We start from the raw sequence: 13984 nt of genomic DNA on the forward strand, positions 1-13984 counted from the left end.
GCTGCGGACGTGGTTCCGCAACAACGCTTTATTCTTAAGATTATGCCGTCCTGCGCCGCTTCATCAGCAGGATCAGCAGCAGTGGGGCGCCGACGAGGGCGGAAACCAGTCCTGCGGGGATCTGGTAGGGGAAGGCGATCATTCTGCCAAACCAGTCCGCAAGCACCATCAGACCACCACCGGCAAGGGCCGCGCCGGCCAGCTGAGGCGTTGCTCGCCGCAATCCCAGCTCTCGCGCCAGATGCGGACCCATGAGGCCGATGAAGCTCAAGGGGCCGACGACAAGAGTGGCGGCTGCGGTCATGGCGGCAGCCAGAGCAAACAGGCAGCCGCGGGCGAGATTGACACGGATGCCGATCGCTTGCGCCGCCTGCGGGCCGAGTGGCAGGAGATCGAGCCAGCGATGCGCGAGGAAGGCTAGCACCAGGCCCGCGAAAGCAGCGGCGGTCGCCGCTGCCGCTTTCGGTATATCAACGAGATAGGTAGACCCGCTCATCCACTGCATGACGATCATGGCACGTGGATCGCCGCTGGCGGCGAGCACGCTGATGAAGGCATCGAGCATGGCGCCAAGGGCGATGCCTGTCAGCAGGACACGTTCCGGCGCAAAACCGGAACGGATGCCGAAAATGAAAATGGTCAGCAGAACGGCGAACGCGCCGAGGCCACCGAAGCCGAGCTGGGCCGCCATGCCGGGAGCGGGCAGGATAAAGAGGGCGGCAGTAACACCGATCGTTGCGCCGGCGGAGATCCCCAGCACTTCCGGGCTCGCCATTTCATTGCCGCTGAGCCGCTGCAGGATCGCACCGACAACGCCAAGCATCGTGCCGGCAGCAAAGGCGGCGACAACGCGCGGCAACCGATAGGGCAGCACATCGGGCCATTGCAGATAGGCGAGAATTGTCCAGGCTCCATCTGGAGCGCGTCCGAAGAAGATTGCGCCTAGAAGAAGGACAACAAGCCCAGCGACCGTCACGAGCAGAAGCGTTCGCGAGGCATGTGCCGCCTGCTTGGAGCCATGCGATGGCGCCGGCACGCTGCGTTGCATTGCCTTGAAGCGCGGCAACATCAAGAGCAGGAGCGGCGCCCCGAGCAAAGCGGTGATGGCGCCTGTGGGCAGGAATGTCGATGACGCGCCGGAAAGGAGCATCAGCGCTTGATCGGTCAAAAGCAGCAAGCCGGCGCCGATGAGCGGTGACCAGATGAGTTGGCTCTTCATGTGTCGCGCACCGGCGAGATGGGCGACACGCGGAGCGATCAGGCCAATGAAGCCGATGACGCCGACGGCGCTGGTGACGATCGCGGCGAGTACAATTGCAAGGCAAACAGCGGCAATGCGTGTCCGCTTGACCGAGAGGCCGAGGCCGCTGGCGCCACCGTCGCCGAGTTCCATCAGCGACAGCGGCCGGGCCATCAGGAAGGCGGCAGCCGTAAGGACGGCGATTTTCGGTAGAAGAGAAAGCGGAATGGTCCAGCTCTGCTGTGCCAGGGATCCCGCCCCCCAGATGAAGAGACCGGAGAGATAGCGGTCGTTCATCAGCACGAGAATGGCGGCAAGCGCGCCGCTCCAGACACTGACGATCAAGCCGGATAGTACCAGGGCAAACGGAGAGAAACCCCGTCTCGCGCCGATCAGAAAAACGACTCCAGCGGCGGCAGCACTTCCAAACAGCGCAACGACATCGCGGCCAAGGCCCTGTAGCGCCGGAAAGGCGAGCATGACGGCGACGAGCGCAAGGTTCGCTCCGGCGGAAATGCCGAGGGTCTCGGGCGAGGCCAGCGGATTGCGTAGCACCTGCTGCAAAAGGCTTCCCGAAAGGGCAAGGGCAGCGCCGGCAAGAAGCGCGGTGACGATGCGTGGCAGCGTCGAATACAGCAGGAGAAGACGCTGAGGATCGTAAGCGGTATCCTGCACCAGCAGCCTCGAAAAGTCAGGAGCCACCTGATGCCAGGCGAGCAGCCCAGCCAGCACCAACAGCGTCAACGCCACGGCGGGTGCGCCGAGAATAGTGTTTACCTCGGTGCGGCTCATGCGATTTTTTCCAGATGATCGAGCAGGATGCGCGCGAAGCGCTCCGCTTCCTTTACCATGCCGAACATCAGCGTCCCCGGAAGCACCGAGACGCGTCCGGCCTGTACGAAGGGCAGGCTGGTCCACAAGGGGCTATCCTGCAGTTTGTCGAGTATGTTGGGCGGGAGAAGGGGTTCGAAGGCGATCAGGCGCAGGCTTGGATCGAGCGTCGCCAATTGCTCCAGCCCGATCGTTTCGAAGCCCCAATAATCACCCGAACCTGTCCAGGCATTCTTGAGACCGATCCTGCTCATGACATTCTGATAGAGGCCGGCGCCGCAATAGATACGGGCGTGACGGTCGTCGACAAAATTGATCAGTGCCAGCGGCGGCGGCTGAAGCTTGCTCACGCGGCGGGCACAATCGTCGAAAAAATGCTCGGATCGAGCCAGGAAGTCGTCCGCCTGCCGTTGCCGGCCGATGGCCGCGCCGAGGAGCCGCGTGGCTTCGATGGAGCGCTGCAGAGCTTCGCCGCCTTCGGCATAGATCGTCAGCTCGAGCACCGGCGAGATTGCTTCCAGTCGAGGTTTCAGCGGAGCCAGATAGGGCGTAGTCAGGATCAATGCGGGCTTCAGGCTTGCGAGAACCTCGAGATTGATCTCGCTGGTGGTGCCGAGATCGACAACGCCGGCCGGCATTTTCGGCTCGACGACCCATATGTCCCAATCGGCGAGCGAAGCGATGGCTGCAGGGGTGACACCCAGCGCCAGCAGGGTCGATGCCAGGCCATAATCGAGCGAAACGATTGGGCCGGACATGGTTTCACTCGCTTGTCCGATCCCGGGAACGGCAAAAAGCGCCGCGGCAAGAAGTATCTGGCGGCGTGAAAGCTTCAGGCTTTCAAAGCGTGGTTCAGATGACATAGGCAAGGGGCGTTCCATGCACCGGGTGGGCCGTCACACCCATATTCGTGCCGTAGATCGTATGCAGCGTTTCCGCCGTCATCAGGCTGGACGAGGGGCCGGCGGCGATGAGATGGCCGTGCTTCAACGCATGCAGATGATCGCAGAAATGCGCGGCGACATTGATGTCATGCAGCACGAGGATGACGCTCAAACCCTTGGTCTGGCAAAGCTCGCGCACAAGGCCGAGAATTTCCATCTGGTGAGCGATGTCGAGCGCCGAGGTCGGCTCGTCCAGAAGCAGGCAGCGGCTGTCCTGTGCGACCAGCATGGCTATCCACACTCGCTGGCGCTCGCCGCCCGAAAGCGTGTCCACCATCCGGCCTTTCAGCGTATCCACATGAGTGAGCCGCATCGCCGTCTCGACCTTCTCGCGATCGGCATCGGTAAAGCGGCCGAGAGCTCCATGCCAGGGGTAGCGCCCGCAGGCGACAAGTTCCTCGACGGTCATTCCGGCCGCGGATGTTGTATCTTGCGGTAGATAGGCGACGGCGCGGGCAAAGGCACGCATGTCATAGGAATTCACCGAGACGCCATCAAAGACGATCCGTCCGCCCGTCGGCTGGATCTGTCGCGCGAGCAATTTGATCAGGGTGGACTTGCCGGAGCCGTTGTGCCCGATCAGGCCGGAGATCTCGCCGGCATTGAAGGTCAGATCGAGCGGATGAAGAATGGTCTTGCCATCGACATCGAAGCGCAGGCTCTCCGTCGTGAAGACAGGGTGCGGCTCAGGGTCGACCTGGGCAATGGGTTGGGCTTTCATGGTTGTCTCTCGGGAAGCATATGGTTTGGTCATATATCGCGTATCTGCAAACGGGCGGTATTAGTGCATTGCCATCAATGGCTTGACGAAGAACAGGCACGGATTGTCTTCCTGCCAGAGGGTGGGGAAGATTTCCGCGCGGATGAAACCGTTTCTGTCGTAGAAGGTGCGCGTCGCATCATATTGCGGCTCGTTCCTGCCTCGGGGAGCCAACGTCTTCACCGTCAGGAGCTTGCAGTCGGCGGAGCGGGCAAATCGTTCGGCAGCGGTCAGCAAACGCTTGCCGATGCCGCCGCCATGATATCGCCGCCGCGTGGCGATCACCAGGATTTCCATGGCAGATGGGGGATGCGGTCTCACTGCAACGAAGCCGGCGACATTATCCTTCTCGATGCAACCGAACATCGGGAGGGTTTCCACCGCATGAGCGCAGGCGTCGATGACAGCCGGCTCCGTAAACCAATCCGTCAATTCCGACATGATGTCACGACAGATTTCGCCCTTGCATTCGGTTATCTCAACTGCTTCCTGCATCTATTCTTTCTCTTGCTGGCAACGGTTTGCCGAAGATGGAGCCGCATCGCTATCAAGCACGCAACTCCCCGGCGCGCAAAGACCGATCGCGCTTGTGACCGCGACCCGAAGCCATGGCCTGATCGGCCTCTAGCGCAATTGCTGCCAGGCAGCGCGAGTGCGCTTCTCGCAGAAGGCCGCAAACAAGGGCACAGGATACGCCCGCCTCCTTGGCGATGATATTTTGGGGAACATCATCGAAATAATGCTCCTCATAAAACTTGCGGGTCCTGGCCGGCATCGCCTCGACCGTGCAACGGAAAGCCTTATAGGCTTCAGCCTCGTGCAGGTGTTCCTCGGGACTTCCATAGGCGGAGGTGTTGTCGCCAACTTCCTCTTCGACGAAGAGGCCCCTCTCATATCGCAGGCGTCGCATATGGTCGGTCGCCAGATTGCGTACCATGCGCATCAGATAGGGCGTGGGCGCCGCTATATCCTGCCTGAGCGGCTTTGAGACCAGTTGCAGAAGGACTTCCTGCACGACATCTTCGGCCAAGCTCATGCAACCCGTGATCCTGCGCGCGACGGAGAGGAGCTTCGGGTAGGCGTGAAGTGCGGCTTGGAGTTGCTCATTGGAAGTCGACTGCGAATGGTTGGCAATCATGTCGGGCTCTCGCTGAAATCCAAAGTTGCATTTCGATGTGCCCCTCTTTTTCGGGGACCCTATAAAACATGATAATGATAGTCAAGATAGAATCGAAAGAAAGCGGCTCTTCTCCGATTCAGCCATTTATCTCCATGATTTTATTTTAATTTTAAAGAAACTTCATGAAGGAATTTAGGTCTGCATGGTGTTGCCAAATGGGTTCCGTAGTGGTTTGCGAAACGGCTGTAGCCCATTGAAAACGGATGGTTTCTTCATCGCGAAATTGGCCGGACCAGATGGAAGTTGGCTTTGCTGATGATTGGCTCTTGATATCTATGATTGTATCGTCGGCGCCGAGTATCACGTGCTGCGGGTCAGTGAGGAAACCATCACCAAGGCACTTGAGAGCCGCTTCCTTGCGAACCCAATAGGACAGAAATGTCATGTGGCGCTGCTCGAAGGCCAGTTGGTGAATATCGTCAAGCTCGCGCCCGGAAAGAATCAGCGGCATGATCTCGCGGGCTTCAGCTTCGGAAAATGCATCGAGCCGTTCGATATCTATGCCGACATGGCCGCCGCGACAGATCGCGAGCGCCACGGTGTTTCTCGTATGGGAGAGGTTGAAGTCGATCTCGGGATGGTCGGGAAGATAGGGCCGACCGGCCGGCGTAATCGCAATGGAGAGTGCCTGCGGCGCACAGCCAGCAAGGGTACCGACAATGCCGCGGCAAAGAACTCGGCCGCCGACGAACAGGCGTCGCGCCTCCATCGAGCGAAACGCAGCAGCGCGCCGCTTTTCGTCTTCGCTCAACGAATGTTCGGGGATATTAAGACCGTCGCGCAGATGCAGGCTGTGAAGCTCGATCTGCGCGATCTCGTCGCCCGTCTCAAGGGCACTCAACTTATTCAGCAGCCTGCCCCAGATGTGAAGAAAGCGCCGGTGAGTGTTCCTGGGTTTCCCATTGAACGATGGGATCGAGCTGACCGAGTTTGAAATGTTCGCGGCCGAGCAGGGAGTTGGCGATCACGGCGCTGCGCCATGCGGCGAGGCTGAGTTGCGGTTCCGCAATCCCGTGGCTGTGCCGCCCGGCATTGAGCACGAAGATGCGATTCTCGCGCGGGCCATCCCAGGCAAGCGAGAAATCACTTTCGAGAACTGGCTCGCCGATGGAGTTCAGCTCGATCCGATTTTCCAGGGAATGCAGGAATTCAGGAAGGACGAAGCGATAGCCTGTGGCAAGCACGACCATGTCGACGGCCAGCGTCTCGATGCTGTTGTCGAAACCGTTGCGCATTGTCAGCGCGATTTCCGGACCGTCCTGTTCGGCTGAGATGACATCGCGGAAGGGGCGCAGCGATATTCCGTGATCGGTGCTGCCGCCGGCCTCCAGCTTTCTTTCATAGAGACGGCGGTAGAGTTTCTTCAAGGTCGAGGCGGAAACGCCATCGCTTGCCAATACCTGCCGGCGCGTATGGATGAGGCGCAGTTCCTCGGGAAGTCCATGGAAGCGCTCCATGTAGCTTGGCGTGAACAACTCGTTGGTGAAGGGCGTCGCGTCCAGCGGCTCGAAATTCGGCCGGCGGCTGATCCAATGGACAGAAGAGACGGCATTCAGATCAAGCAGAGCGTCGACGATCTCCGCCCCGCTCTGTCCGCCACCGATGACGGCGATGCGGGGTGCCTTGACATCACCGATACGATGGGCCGCCTCGCTGCTATGAAAGGTCATTGATTTCGGCAGTTGCTCGGCCCAGGCCGGGCGAGCCGGCAGCTTGCCGACGCCGACGGAAAGATTGCGGGCACTGGTCGGGCCATCATCCGTGGCAATGGAGAAAAGACCATCATTCGCATGGACTTCGCGCATGCTCGTGCCGAAGCGAAGCGATGTCAGGCCGCGTGCGACCCATCCGAGGTAATCGGCGAACTCCTTGCGGGGAACCGCTTCATATTCTGCGTTAAGGAACTGATAGAAGCGTTTATGTTCAACCAGATAGGAGAGAAAGCTCCAGGGGCTGGTCGGGTTGGTCGCGGTCACGAGGTCCTTGAGGATGGAGGTCTGCATCTCCGCGCCCGGCAGCATCATTCCGGGATGCCACGCGAAGGCAGACCGCCGTTCGAAGAAGCGGACCGACAGTTGCGGTACGGAATCGAGCTGGGCGGCAAGGCTGAGGTTGAACGGACCAATTCCGGCCCCGGCGAGGTCGAGCACGTGCGATGTCATGATGCAGCTCCAGGATGATGCAGGTTAGTTGTTCTCGCCCGTGGGCAGGATGGTCGTCGGCGCGAAGGCATGGTCCAGCCGTCGGGCGAAACGCTGATGGAACGGCGTTTTGCCGATGATCGTCAGATGGTTGGTGCCCGTGACGATCTCCGAGGCCGTGGCATTCGACGAGTAGCGGCGCCAATCGATGACATTAAGCGCACGCGTAAGGGAATCTTCGGCCGCAAAGGCGTGGATGCGGAAATCCGAAGGCTCGAGGCGGTAGTTTCGGAAGATCATTCCGTTGTCGATCAGGATCCAGAATGTATGCTCTTCCGAGCCGATATCCGGACCGTCCGTCGGCAGCTTGACATTATGCTTGACGATATGGTGGAGGAACTGTTCGTAGACCTCCGCGTTCATCGCCGCAAACAGCCTCTCCCAATCCTCACGCATCGGCGTCGTCACAAGCCAGTTTTGTACGGCTGCGTGGGTGCGGTCCCGGACGCCATCTTCGAAGCGCGGCATGATGCCGACAGTGAATTCCTCGTCCATATCGCAGACGTCGACCATGCCGATCATGCGCAGGTCGATGTCGTTGCCCAGCTGTCTGGCTGCTTCGTAGGCAAGAAGTCCGCCCCATGACCAGCCAAGGAAGGCGCAGGGACGGCCCTTGGCTTGTCTGCGCACGGCCTCCGCATAGCGCGCGGTGATATCTTCGACACGGGTGCTGAGCGTCTTAGTCTCGGTCAGCGAATAGCAGATGAAGCCGGTCGCCGGCTGGTCCGGGCCGAGGTAGTCGACCAGGCGCATATACTCGCGCGTGCTGACGAGGAGGCCGGGGAAGCAATAGAGAACCGGCCGGTCGCCGTTGCGGCGGAGATAGACGACATCGACACCGGCTTCGTCGCGGCTACCCTCGATGGCGAGCGCCAGATCGCGGACGGTCGGGTGATTGAACATGTCGGCAATCGATAGCGGCCATTCGGGATGGCGCATCTTCAGACGCGAGACGATGCGCACCGCTGCCAGCGATTGTCCGCCGATATCGAAGAAATTCTCGGTAACGCCGATATCGCCTATGTCGAGAATGTCCTTCCAGGCTTCGAGGATCGCCTTTTCCTTGTCATTGGCCGGCGCGACCATCTCGCGCTCGATGCGAGGTGCCGGCAAGGCGGCGCGGTCGAGCTTGCTGTTCGGCCCCATCGGCAGCCTGTCGATAATCATGATCGTCTGCGGGACCATATAATCGGGAAGGGCGGTCATGGCCGCGCGGCGCAGCTCGGTAACGCTTAAGGCTTCTCCTTCACGCGGAACCACATAGGCGACGAGTGAGCTGCGCCCGCCGTCATTGTGCAGCAGCACGACCGCCTCGGCGACGCGCTGGTCCGACCGCAGCACGGCTTCGATCTCGCCGGGCTCGATGCGGAAACCGCGTAGCTTGATCTGATGATCGACGCGGCCGGCGAATTCGACGATGCCATCTTCCCGCCAGCGGCCGAGATCGCCCGATTTATAGAGCCGTCCGCCCTGCGAGAACGGGTCGAGGATGAAGCGGTCTGCCGTCAGTTCCGGCTGGCCAAGATAGCCACGCGCCAGGCCGCTGCCGCCGATATAGATTTCGCCGATCACGCCGACCGGAACCGGTGCAAGGTCGGCATCGAGCACATAGATGCGTCGATCGCCCACACCGCGGCCGATCGGTGCAACCGTCCCCTCGAAGCGGGTTCCCGCCGGAATCTTCCAGATCATCGGTGTCATGATCGTTTCGGTCGGCCCGTAGCCGTTGATCAGCAGCTGCGCCTTGAGGTTTTCGGTGATCATGTCGAACACCGCCTGCGACAGCGCTTCGCCGCCGAAGGAGTAGAGCCGCAGGCGCGGTACCGCGCTGTTCTCGCCGGCATATTCGGCAAGTCCGCGCACATAGCTTGTCGGCAGGCTGGCATTGTTGACGCCATGCCGCTTCATCTGGGCGAAGGCGTCTTCGGGGGTCGCGAGCTTGTCTTGCGTCAGCACCACGCCGCCGCCCGCCATCAGCGGTACCATCCAACGCTCATGCCCGCCATCGGAGGTGAAGGGCAGGACCGGGTATTCGCAGGAGTCTTCACTCATCTCGTAGATGCGCAGGGTCGCCTTGCAATGATGCGCCAATGGACCGTGCTCGACGGCGACGCCCTTGGGCACGCCGGTCGAGCCGGAAGTGTAGATCACATAGGCGAGCTGCCGTGGAGCGATCGCCGTGGCTGGCGCTTCGCTGCTCTCGGAAGAAATGTCCGTCGCGTCGAGATTGAGGAAGGGCGTCGCAATATCGCTCGGCAGGTTTGCGATATGCTTCGCGCGTGAGATGACGAGCGAGAGGCCGGGTGCCGTCAGGATATGACGATTGCGGGCTTCGGGATGATCCGGCTCGACCGGTGTAAACGCGCCGCCCGATTTCAGTACGGCGAGAATGGCAACGATGGCGTCGATCGATTTTTCGAGCGCGATGGCGACGCGCTTTTCCGGCCCGACACCCATGGCAATCAGTCGATGCGCCAGCCGATTGGCCGCTGCCTCCAGTTCGCCATGCGTCACAGATTTTTCGCCCTGCGCCACGGCGAACGCGTCCGGGCGCCGTCTGGCCTGCGCAGCGATAACCTCATGGATCGGCGTGCCATCGTCCGGTTCGGGCGCGTCTGGATAGGGCGCGGACAGCCTGTCCAGTTCTGCCGGCGATACGAAGGGAATATGCTTGATTTGTTCGCCGGGATGGCCGGCCAGGCGGGCAAGTGCGACGGCAAGGTCGTCGGCGAAGCGGGCGATCTGATTTCTGTCGTGCTTTTGAGGATCAAAGCCTAAGCCGATATGAAACTTGCCCTCGGATGTTTGGGAAACGGTGATAACGAGCTCTGCGTCGCGGCGTGACGGGGGTTGGGAGAGGCTGCTTATGTGTTCGGCCGCGTCCTTGAACCGCTGAATTGGCCTCACATCGAGAAGCGTCTTCACCAGCCCGGTCGTGTCGAAGAGTTCGTCCCGCCGCAGCAAGGCATCTGTGAGAGCTTCAAACGGCCAGGATCGACGCGAAGCGGCTTCGATGTCCTCAATGAAGGTATTGCGGACATCCTCAAGCGTCATGGCGCCGTTCAATTCCGATGTCAGGATCAGCACATCTTCGCTACGAGCAGCTATTAGTTGCGTCTCAGGTCGGGTGACAAGGCCGATCCTCTGGGTGCCATGGCCGGAGTGGCGGCGCAAAGTCACGCCCAGTGCGGCGAGAATATCCCTGGACGCGTCGGCGGTGGGCTGTGCTTGGCCCTGAGGCATCGATACCTCAAGCGCATGCTCGAACCACGCTTCATCGACGAGCTCTTTTCCGGTCGAAATCCGTGGGATGAGCGAAGCGATGTTTTCCTGTGCCGTCAGCCGCTGGAACCAGAAGTCGACCAGTTCCGGTGCCGGATTGCGCGACGCACCATTGCTGGCCATCCAGGCGAGAGCATCAGGCAGCGCTGTTTCGGCAATTTCGAGCGTGGCCTCGGCCTCGTTGTGGAGGCCGCGAAGGAAATGCGTGCCGAGAAGATCGAGTGTCGCCGCGTCCGCCAGGATGGCGTGGAGGGACAGCAGGATGCCGATCGCTTGTCCGTTTCTCGACAGGAGAATGAATCGGGCCGGATTGCCTCCACCAAGATCCATCGGGCGTTGTCGTTCCGCAGAAGCGGCTGCTGCCAGCGCTTCGTCGAGATCTTCCCCGGTCGGCAAATCTGCCTCTATAACTTCGACTTGGCGGCCATGTCTCAGGATCTGCTGCACGGCTCCGCCGGCTCGTGCCTCAAATTCCGACGTGACGAGCGGATGTAGTTGCGAAAGCGATGACAGGCTCTGGCGCGCTGTGGCGAGCGAGACCGAAGGGAAGGCGAAGCCAAGGATTTGGCGCCCATAGACGACCTCATTGCCCGTCTCCGACAGAAGCCAGATTCGCGATTGCGCAGGTGATAGCGAGCATTTCGCGACAAGATCGGAGTCGTTTGCTGCTGTAGCATTCCGGTCGTGAATTGTCATTTCCTCGCAAATCTCCTCGAAGATATAGCAGTATTATTCCGGAGTGTCGAAATGGAATAGAATATTAAAACCAATATCCATAATAGATATTGGCTTAATCATCCCAATAATTCTGCATTTCTAGCGTCGTATAATTCAGGTCATCCTGTAATTACGTCGAAGCATTTGCATGACGAACGGGGGTGATGGAAATTCAGAAGAATCTCAAAAATTATTTTTGAAAATTATTTTGAATTTGAGTGGGCGCCATTCGTCACTGCGGAACTAGCGGTGCGCATGATCTAACGATCCCGATGGCGCCCAGTTTCAAAAATGGAGAAGAATCATGGATGCCTCCGTAGCGATCAGGAGTGAAAAGGCGGCGGTGCAGCCATTGGATCTGCGCCTGCCATCGGCAGGGTTTGTCAGCCACGCGCTTGCTTGCGGTCAGCCGCTCGTCGTGTGCTCGGGGCGAGAACCGGGCAGCTTTCGTGTCGCGTATCACGGAGTGGAAGTTGGCTCCGGTTATCTGTCGGGTCCGGCCGCCAATCTGTTGGTCTTCGATACCCTATCAGCAGCCATCTCCGCTGCTGCCGCTGAAGATATCGTCAATGCTGTGTCTGAGGCCGTTCTGGCGTGCAATCCGGCACTGAATTGCTTCGAAATCGAACTCGCCGATGAAGCCCTTGCAAGGCGTTTGCTAAGCGCCGGCGCAATCGAGCAGCGTGGAGATCGCCTCATCGTTCGCCCAGAATCCTTGTTTCAGCAAGCAAAGCTCTGGCTCGGCGGCATTCCGAGCAACTATCCGGAAGTGCCCGTCATGACCAACGGCGCGCTTCACCCGCAGCGACCGCCGAAGCCGACGGGTCGCGTCTATAATCGCTTCATTCCCTGGCTGAACACGCAGCTTGGATTCCACGTCGCCGATATCGAAGCCGATCTCCCGCATTTCCATCGCTGGATGAACGATCCACGGGTGTCGGCCATATGGGAAGACAGCGGCGATCTCTCCTATCACCGCGATTTTATTGCCGGTCGTCTTGCAGATCCTCGGACTCTGCCGCTGATCGGAACCTTCGGCGGCGTTCCCTTCGGCTATTTCGAACTCTATTGGGCCAAGGAAGATCGGATCGGGCCGCATTACGACGCCGATGGCTTCGATCGCGGCTGGCATGTTGCGATCGGCGAGGATGATTTCCGCGGCAAGGCCTTTGTCAGTGCGTGGCTGCCGTCGCTGATGCACTACATGTTCCTGGCAGATCCGCGCACCCGGCGTATCGTCGGCGAACCGATCCATCACCACGCCCAGCAGATCCGCAACCTCGATCGCTCCGGCTTCGCCAAGGTCAAGCATATTCAGTTCCCGCACAAAAAGGCGCTCCTGGTCATGCTGCTGCGTGAACGCTTCTTCATGGATCGGCTGCTGTCGCCCGACCTTTCCGGTCTGATGGATGAGGATGGTCTGCCCGCGCTCGGTTCGCTCCCGCGAGGCGCCGCATGATGAAAACAGCCGTCGACATGAACGACCCGCGCATCATGCGGCTCGTTCTGACGGTCGCACTCCCGGCGGTGGCCGGCTTGGCCGCGAGCGCCGGGCACCATGCGATCAACGCGATCTTTCTCGGTGCTCTCGGCCCCGATATATTGGCCGGCATAAGCCTCGTCATGCCACTGTTCCTGCTGGTTGCGGCAGCCGGGCAGGGGCTTGGCATCGGGCTTGCCACGCTTTTGGCGCGCCATCTCGGCGAGGGTAACCCTACGGCCGCCTCATTCGTTGCCACCACGGCGCTCGTGGCCACGGTTCCGCTCGGTATCGGTCTGTCGGTGTTGATCTATCTCGGGCTGCCCGACTTCGTCGGTGCGCTTGGAGCGAGCGACAGCCTGTTAGTGCCCGGCCTCGATTATGGACGGTTGCTTGCCTTCGGTGTGACGCTTGGTCTGCTGCAGGCGGTTTGCGATTTCATTGCGATTGCCGAGGGCAATTCGCGCTTTTCGATGATCGTACTGATCGCAAGCTTTGCGCTGAACGCCGTACTTGATCCCATCTTCATCTTTTTCTTCAAGCTCGGCGCATCCGGTGCGGCAGCGGCCACCATTCTTTCCTCGGTGGCGGCGCTTGGCTGCTATGTCGTCTATTTTGCTCGCAGATGGGGGACGGTCAGCGTGACAGGCGGGTTGGTGCGATGGCACCTGCTGCGCCCGATGGCGAGGATCGGCGTTCCTGCTGCAGCCGCGAGTATCATGACCGGTTTTGGCCTTCTAATTTTGATGCGCGAAGCCGCTGTCCATGGTGGCGACACCGGGGTAGCAGCCACTGCCATTGCGGTTCGGCTCATGACTTTGGGTCAACTTCCCATTTTCGGCTTCTGCCTTGGCGCGCAGAGCGTCGTGAGCCACGCCTTCGGTGCCGGCGATTCGCAACGGTTGAAGGCCGTGATCCGCTTCATGCTGGCGATAACCATACCCGTTGCGTCGGTCTACTCCATGCTGCTGCTTGTTGCAGCCGAACCGATAGTACGCCTGTTCACCGACAGCCCGCAGGTCGTTGATGAGGCAGTGGTGTGGCTGCGCGCGCTGTTTCCGGTCTTTCCGTTGGCGGCCTTCCAGTCCGTGCTGCTCGTGACGCTGCAGTCTCGGGGCAGGGCAGGCATGTCTGCTCTCGTGGGGCTCGCCCCACAAGGCTATCTGCTGATCCCGCTTCTCCTCCTGCTGCCGCTATGGACGGGCTTTGCGGGTCTCTCCGCCGCACCAGCCGCTGCGGCAATTCTTGCCGCCGTGCTCGGCCTTTTCGTCGCGCGACGCGAGTGGCTCACGATTCTGCCTACGCAACAGCCGGCCCAATTGGCCGGCCAATCGACACTTCACACCTGA

10 protein-coding genes are annotated in these 13984 nt (G+C 60.3%); 2 read left to right on the plus strand and 8 right to left on the minus strand.

Translation table 11 applies throughout. The features are described from left to right. Nucleotides 1-40: 40 nt before the first annotated feature. The 8 genes from fhuB to ACQZ6F_RS00355 all read right to left on the minus strand — a co-directional run bounded on the left by fhuB (nucleotide 41) and on the right by ACQZ6F_RS00355 (nucleotide 11134). Entirely contained in the window at nucleotides 41-2032 is a 1992-nt protein-coding gene (gene fhuB, locus ACQZ6F_RS00320) for a Fe(3+)-hydroxamate ABC transporter permease FhuB (RefSeq protein WP_449095420.1), read from the minus strand. Further along, nucleotides 2029-2934, minus strand: coding sequence for an iron-siderophore ABC transporter substrate-binding protein (locus ACQZ6F_RS00325; protein WP_449095419.1), 906 nt, complete (start codon nucleotides 2932-2934; stop codon nucleotides 2029-2031). The genes fhuB and ACQZ6F_RS00325 overlap by 4 nt, the downstream gene beginning before the upstream one ends. Continuing rightward, on the minus strand, nucleotides 2924-3736 hold the full coding sequence (locus tag ACQZ6F_RS00330) for an ATP-binding cassette domain-containing protein (RefSeq protein WP_449095418.1): 813 nt from the start codon (nucleotides 3734-3736) through the stop codon (nucleotides 2924-2926). Before ACQZ6F_RS00330 ends, ACQZ6F_RS00325 begins: the two co-directional genes overlap by 11 nt. A 60-nt stretch (nucleotides 3737-3796) precedes the next feature. Then, a complete protein-coding gene (locus tag ACQZ6F_RS00335) occupies nucleotides 3797-4270 on the minus strand; it encodes a GNAT family N-acetyltransferase (RefSeq protein WP_077467202.1) in 474 nt (157 codons plus the stop codon). Between the two features lie 52 nt (nucleotides 4271-4322). Beyond that, the gene (locus ACQZ6F_RS00340; protein ID WP_449095417.1) at nucleotides 4323-4913 is read right to left on the minus strand and encodes a sigma-70 family RNA polymerase sigma factor; all 591 of its coding nucleotides are present in this window, start codon (nucleotides 4911-4913) and stop codon (nucleotides 4323-4325) included. A gap of 151 nt (nucleotides 4914-5064) precedes the next feature. Beyond that, a complete protein-coding gene (locus ACQZ6F_RS00345) occupies nucleotides 5065-5664 on the minus strand; it encodes a 4'-phosphopantetheinyl transferase family protein (protein WP_449095476.1) in 600 nt (199 codons plus the stop codon). A gap of 133 nt (nucleotides 5665-5797) precedes the next feature. Continuing rightward, entirely contained in the window at nucleotides 5798-7117 is a 1320-nt protein-coding gene (locus ACQZ6F_RS00350) for a lysine N(6)-hydroxylase/L-ornithine N(5)-oxygenase family protein (protein ID WP_449095416.1), read from the minus strand. 24 nt (nucleotides 7118-7141) lie between these two features. Beyond that, entirely contained in the window at nucleotides 7142-11134 is a 3993-nt protein-coding gene (locus tag ACQZ6F_RS00355) for an amino acid adenylation domain-containing protein (protein ID WP_449095415.1), read from the minus strand. Between the two features lie 325 nt (nucleotides 11135-11459). Between ACQZ6F_RS00355 and ACQZ6F_RS00360 the strand changes: the two genes are divergently transcribed. Both ACQZ6F_RS00360 and ACQZ6F_RS00365 read left to right on the plus strand, forming a co-directional pair. Next, nucleotides 11460-12614: a GNAT family N-acetyltransferase gene (locus tag ACQZ6F_RS00360; RefSeq protein WP_449095414.1), complete on the plus strand. Its 1155-nt coding sequence runs from the start codon at nucleotides 11460-11462 to the stop codon at nucleotides 12612-12614. Beyond that, a complete protein-coding gene (locus ACQZ6F_RS00365) occupies nucleotides 12611-13984 on the plus strand; it encodes an MATE family efflux transporter (protein WP_449095413.1) in 1374 nt (457 codons plus the stop codon). Before ACQZ6F_RS00360 ends, ACQZ6F_RS00365 begins: the two co-directional genes overlap by 4 nt.

Source organism: Rhizobium sp. A22-96, from assembly GCF_053521805.1.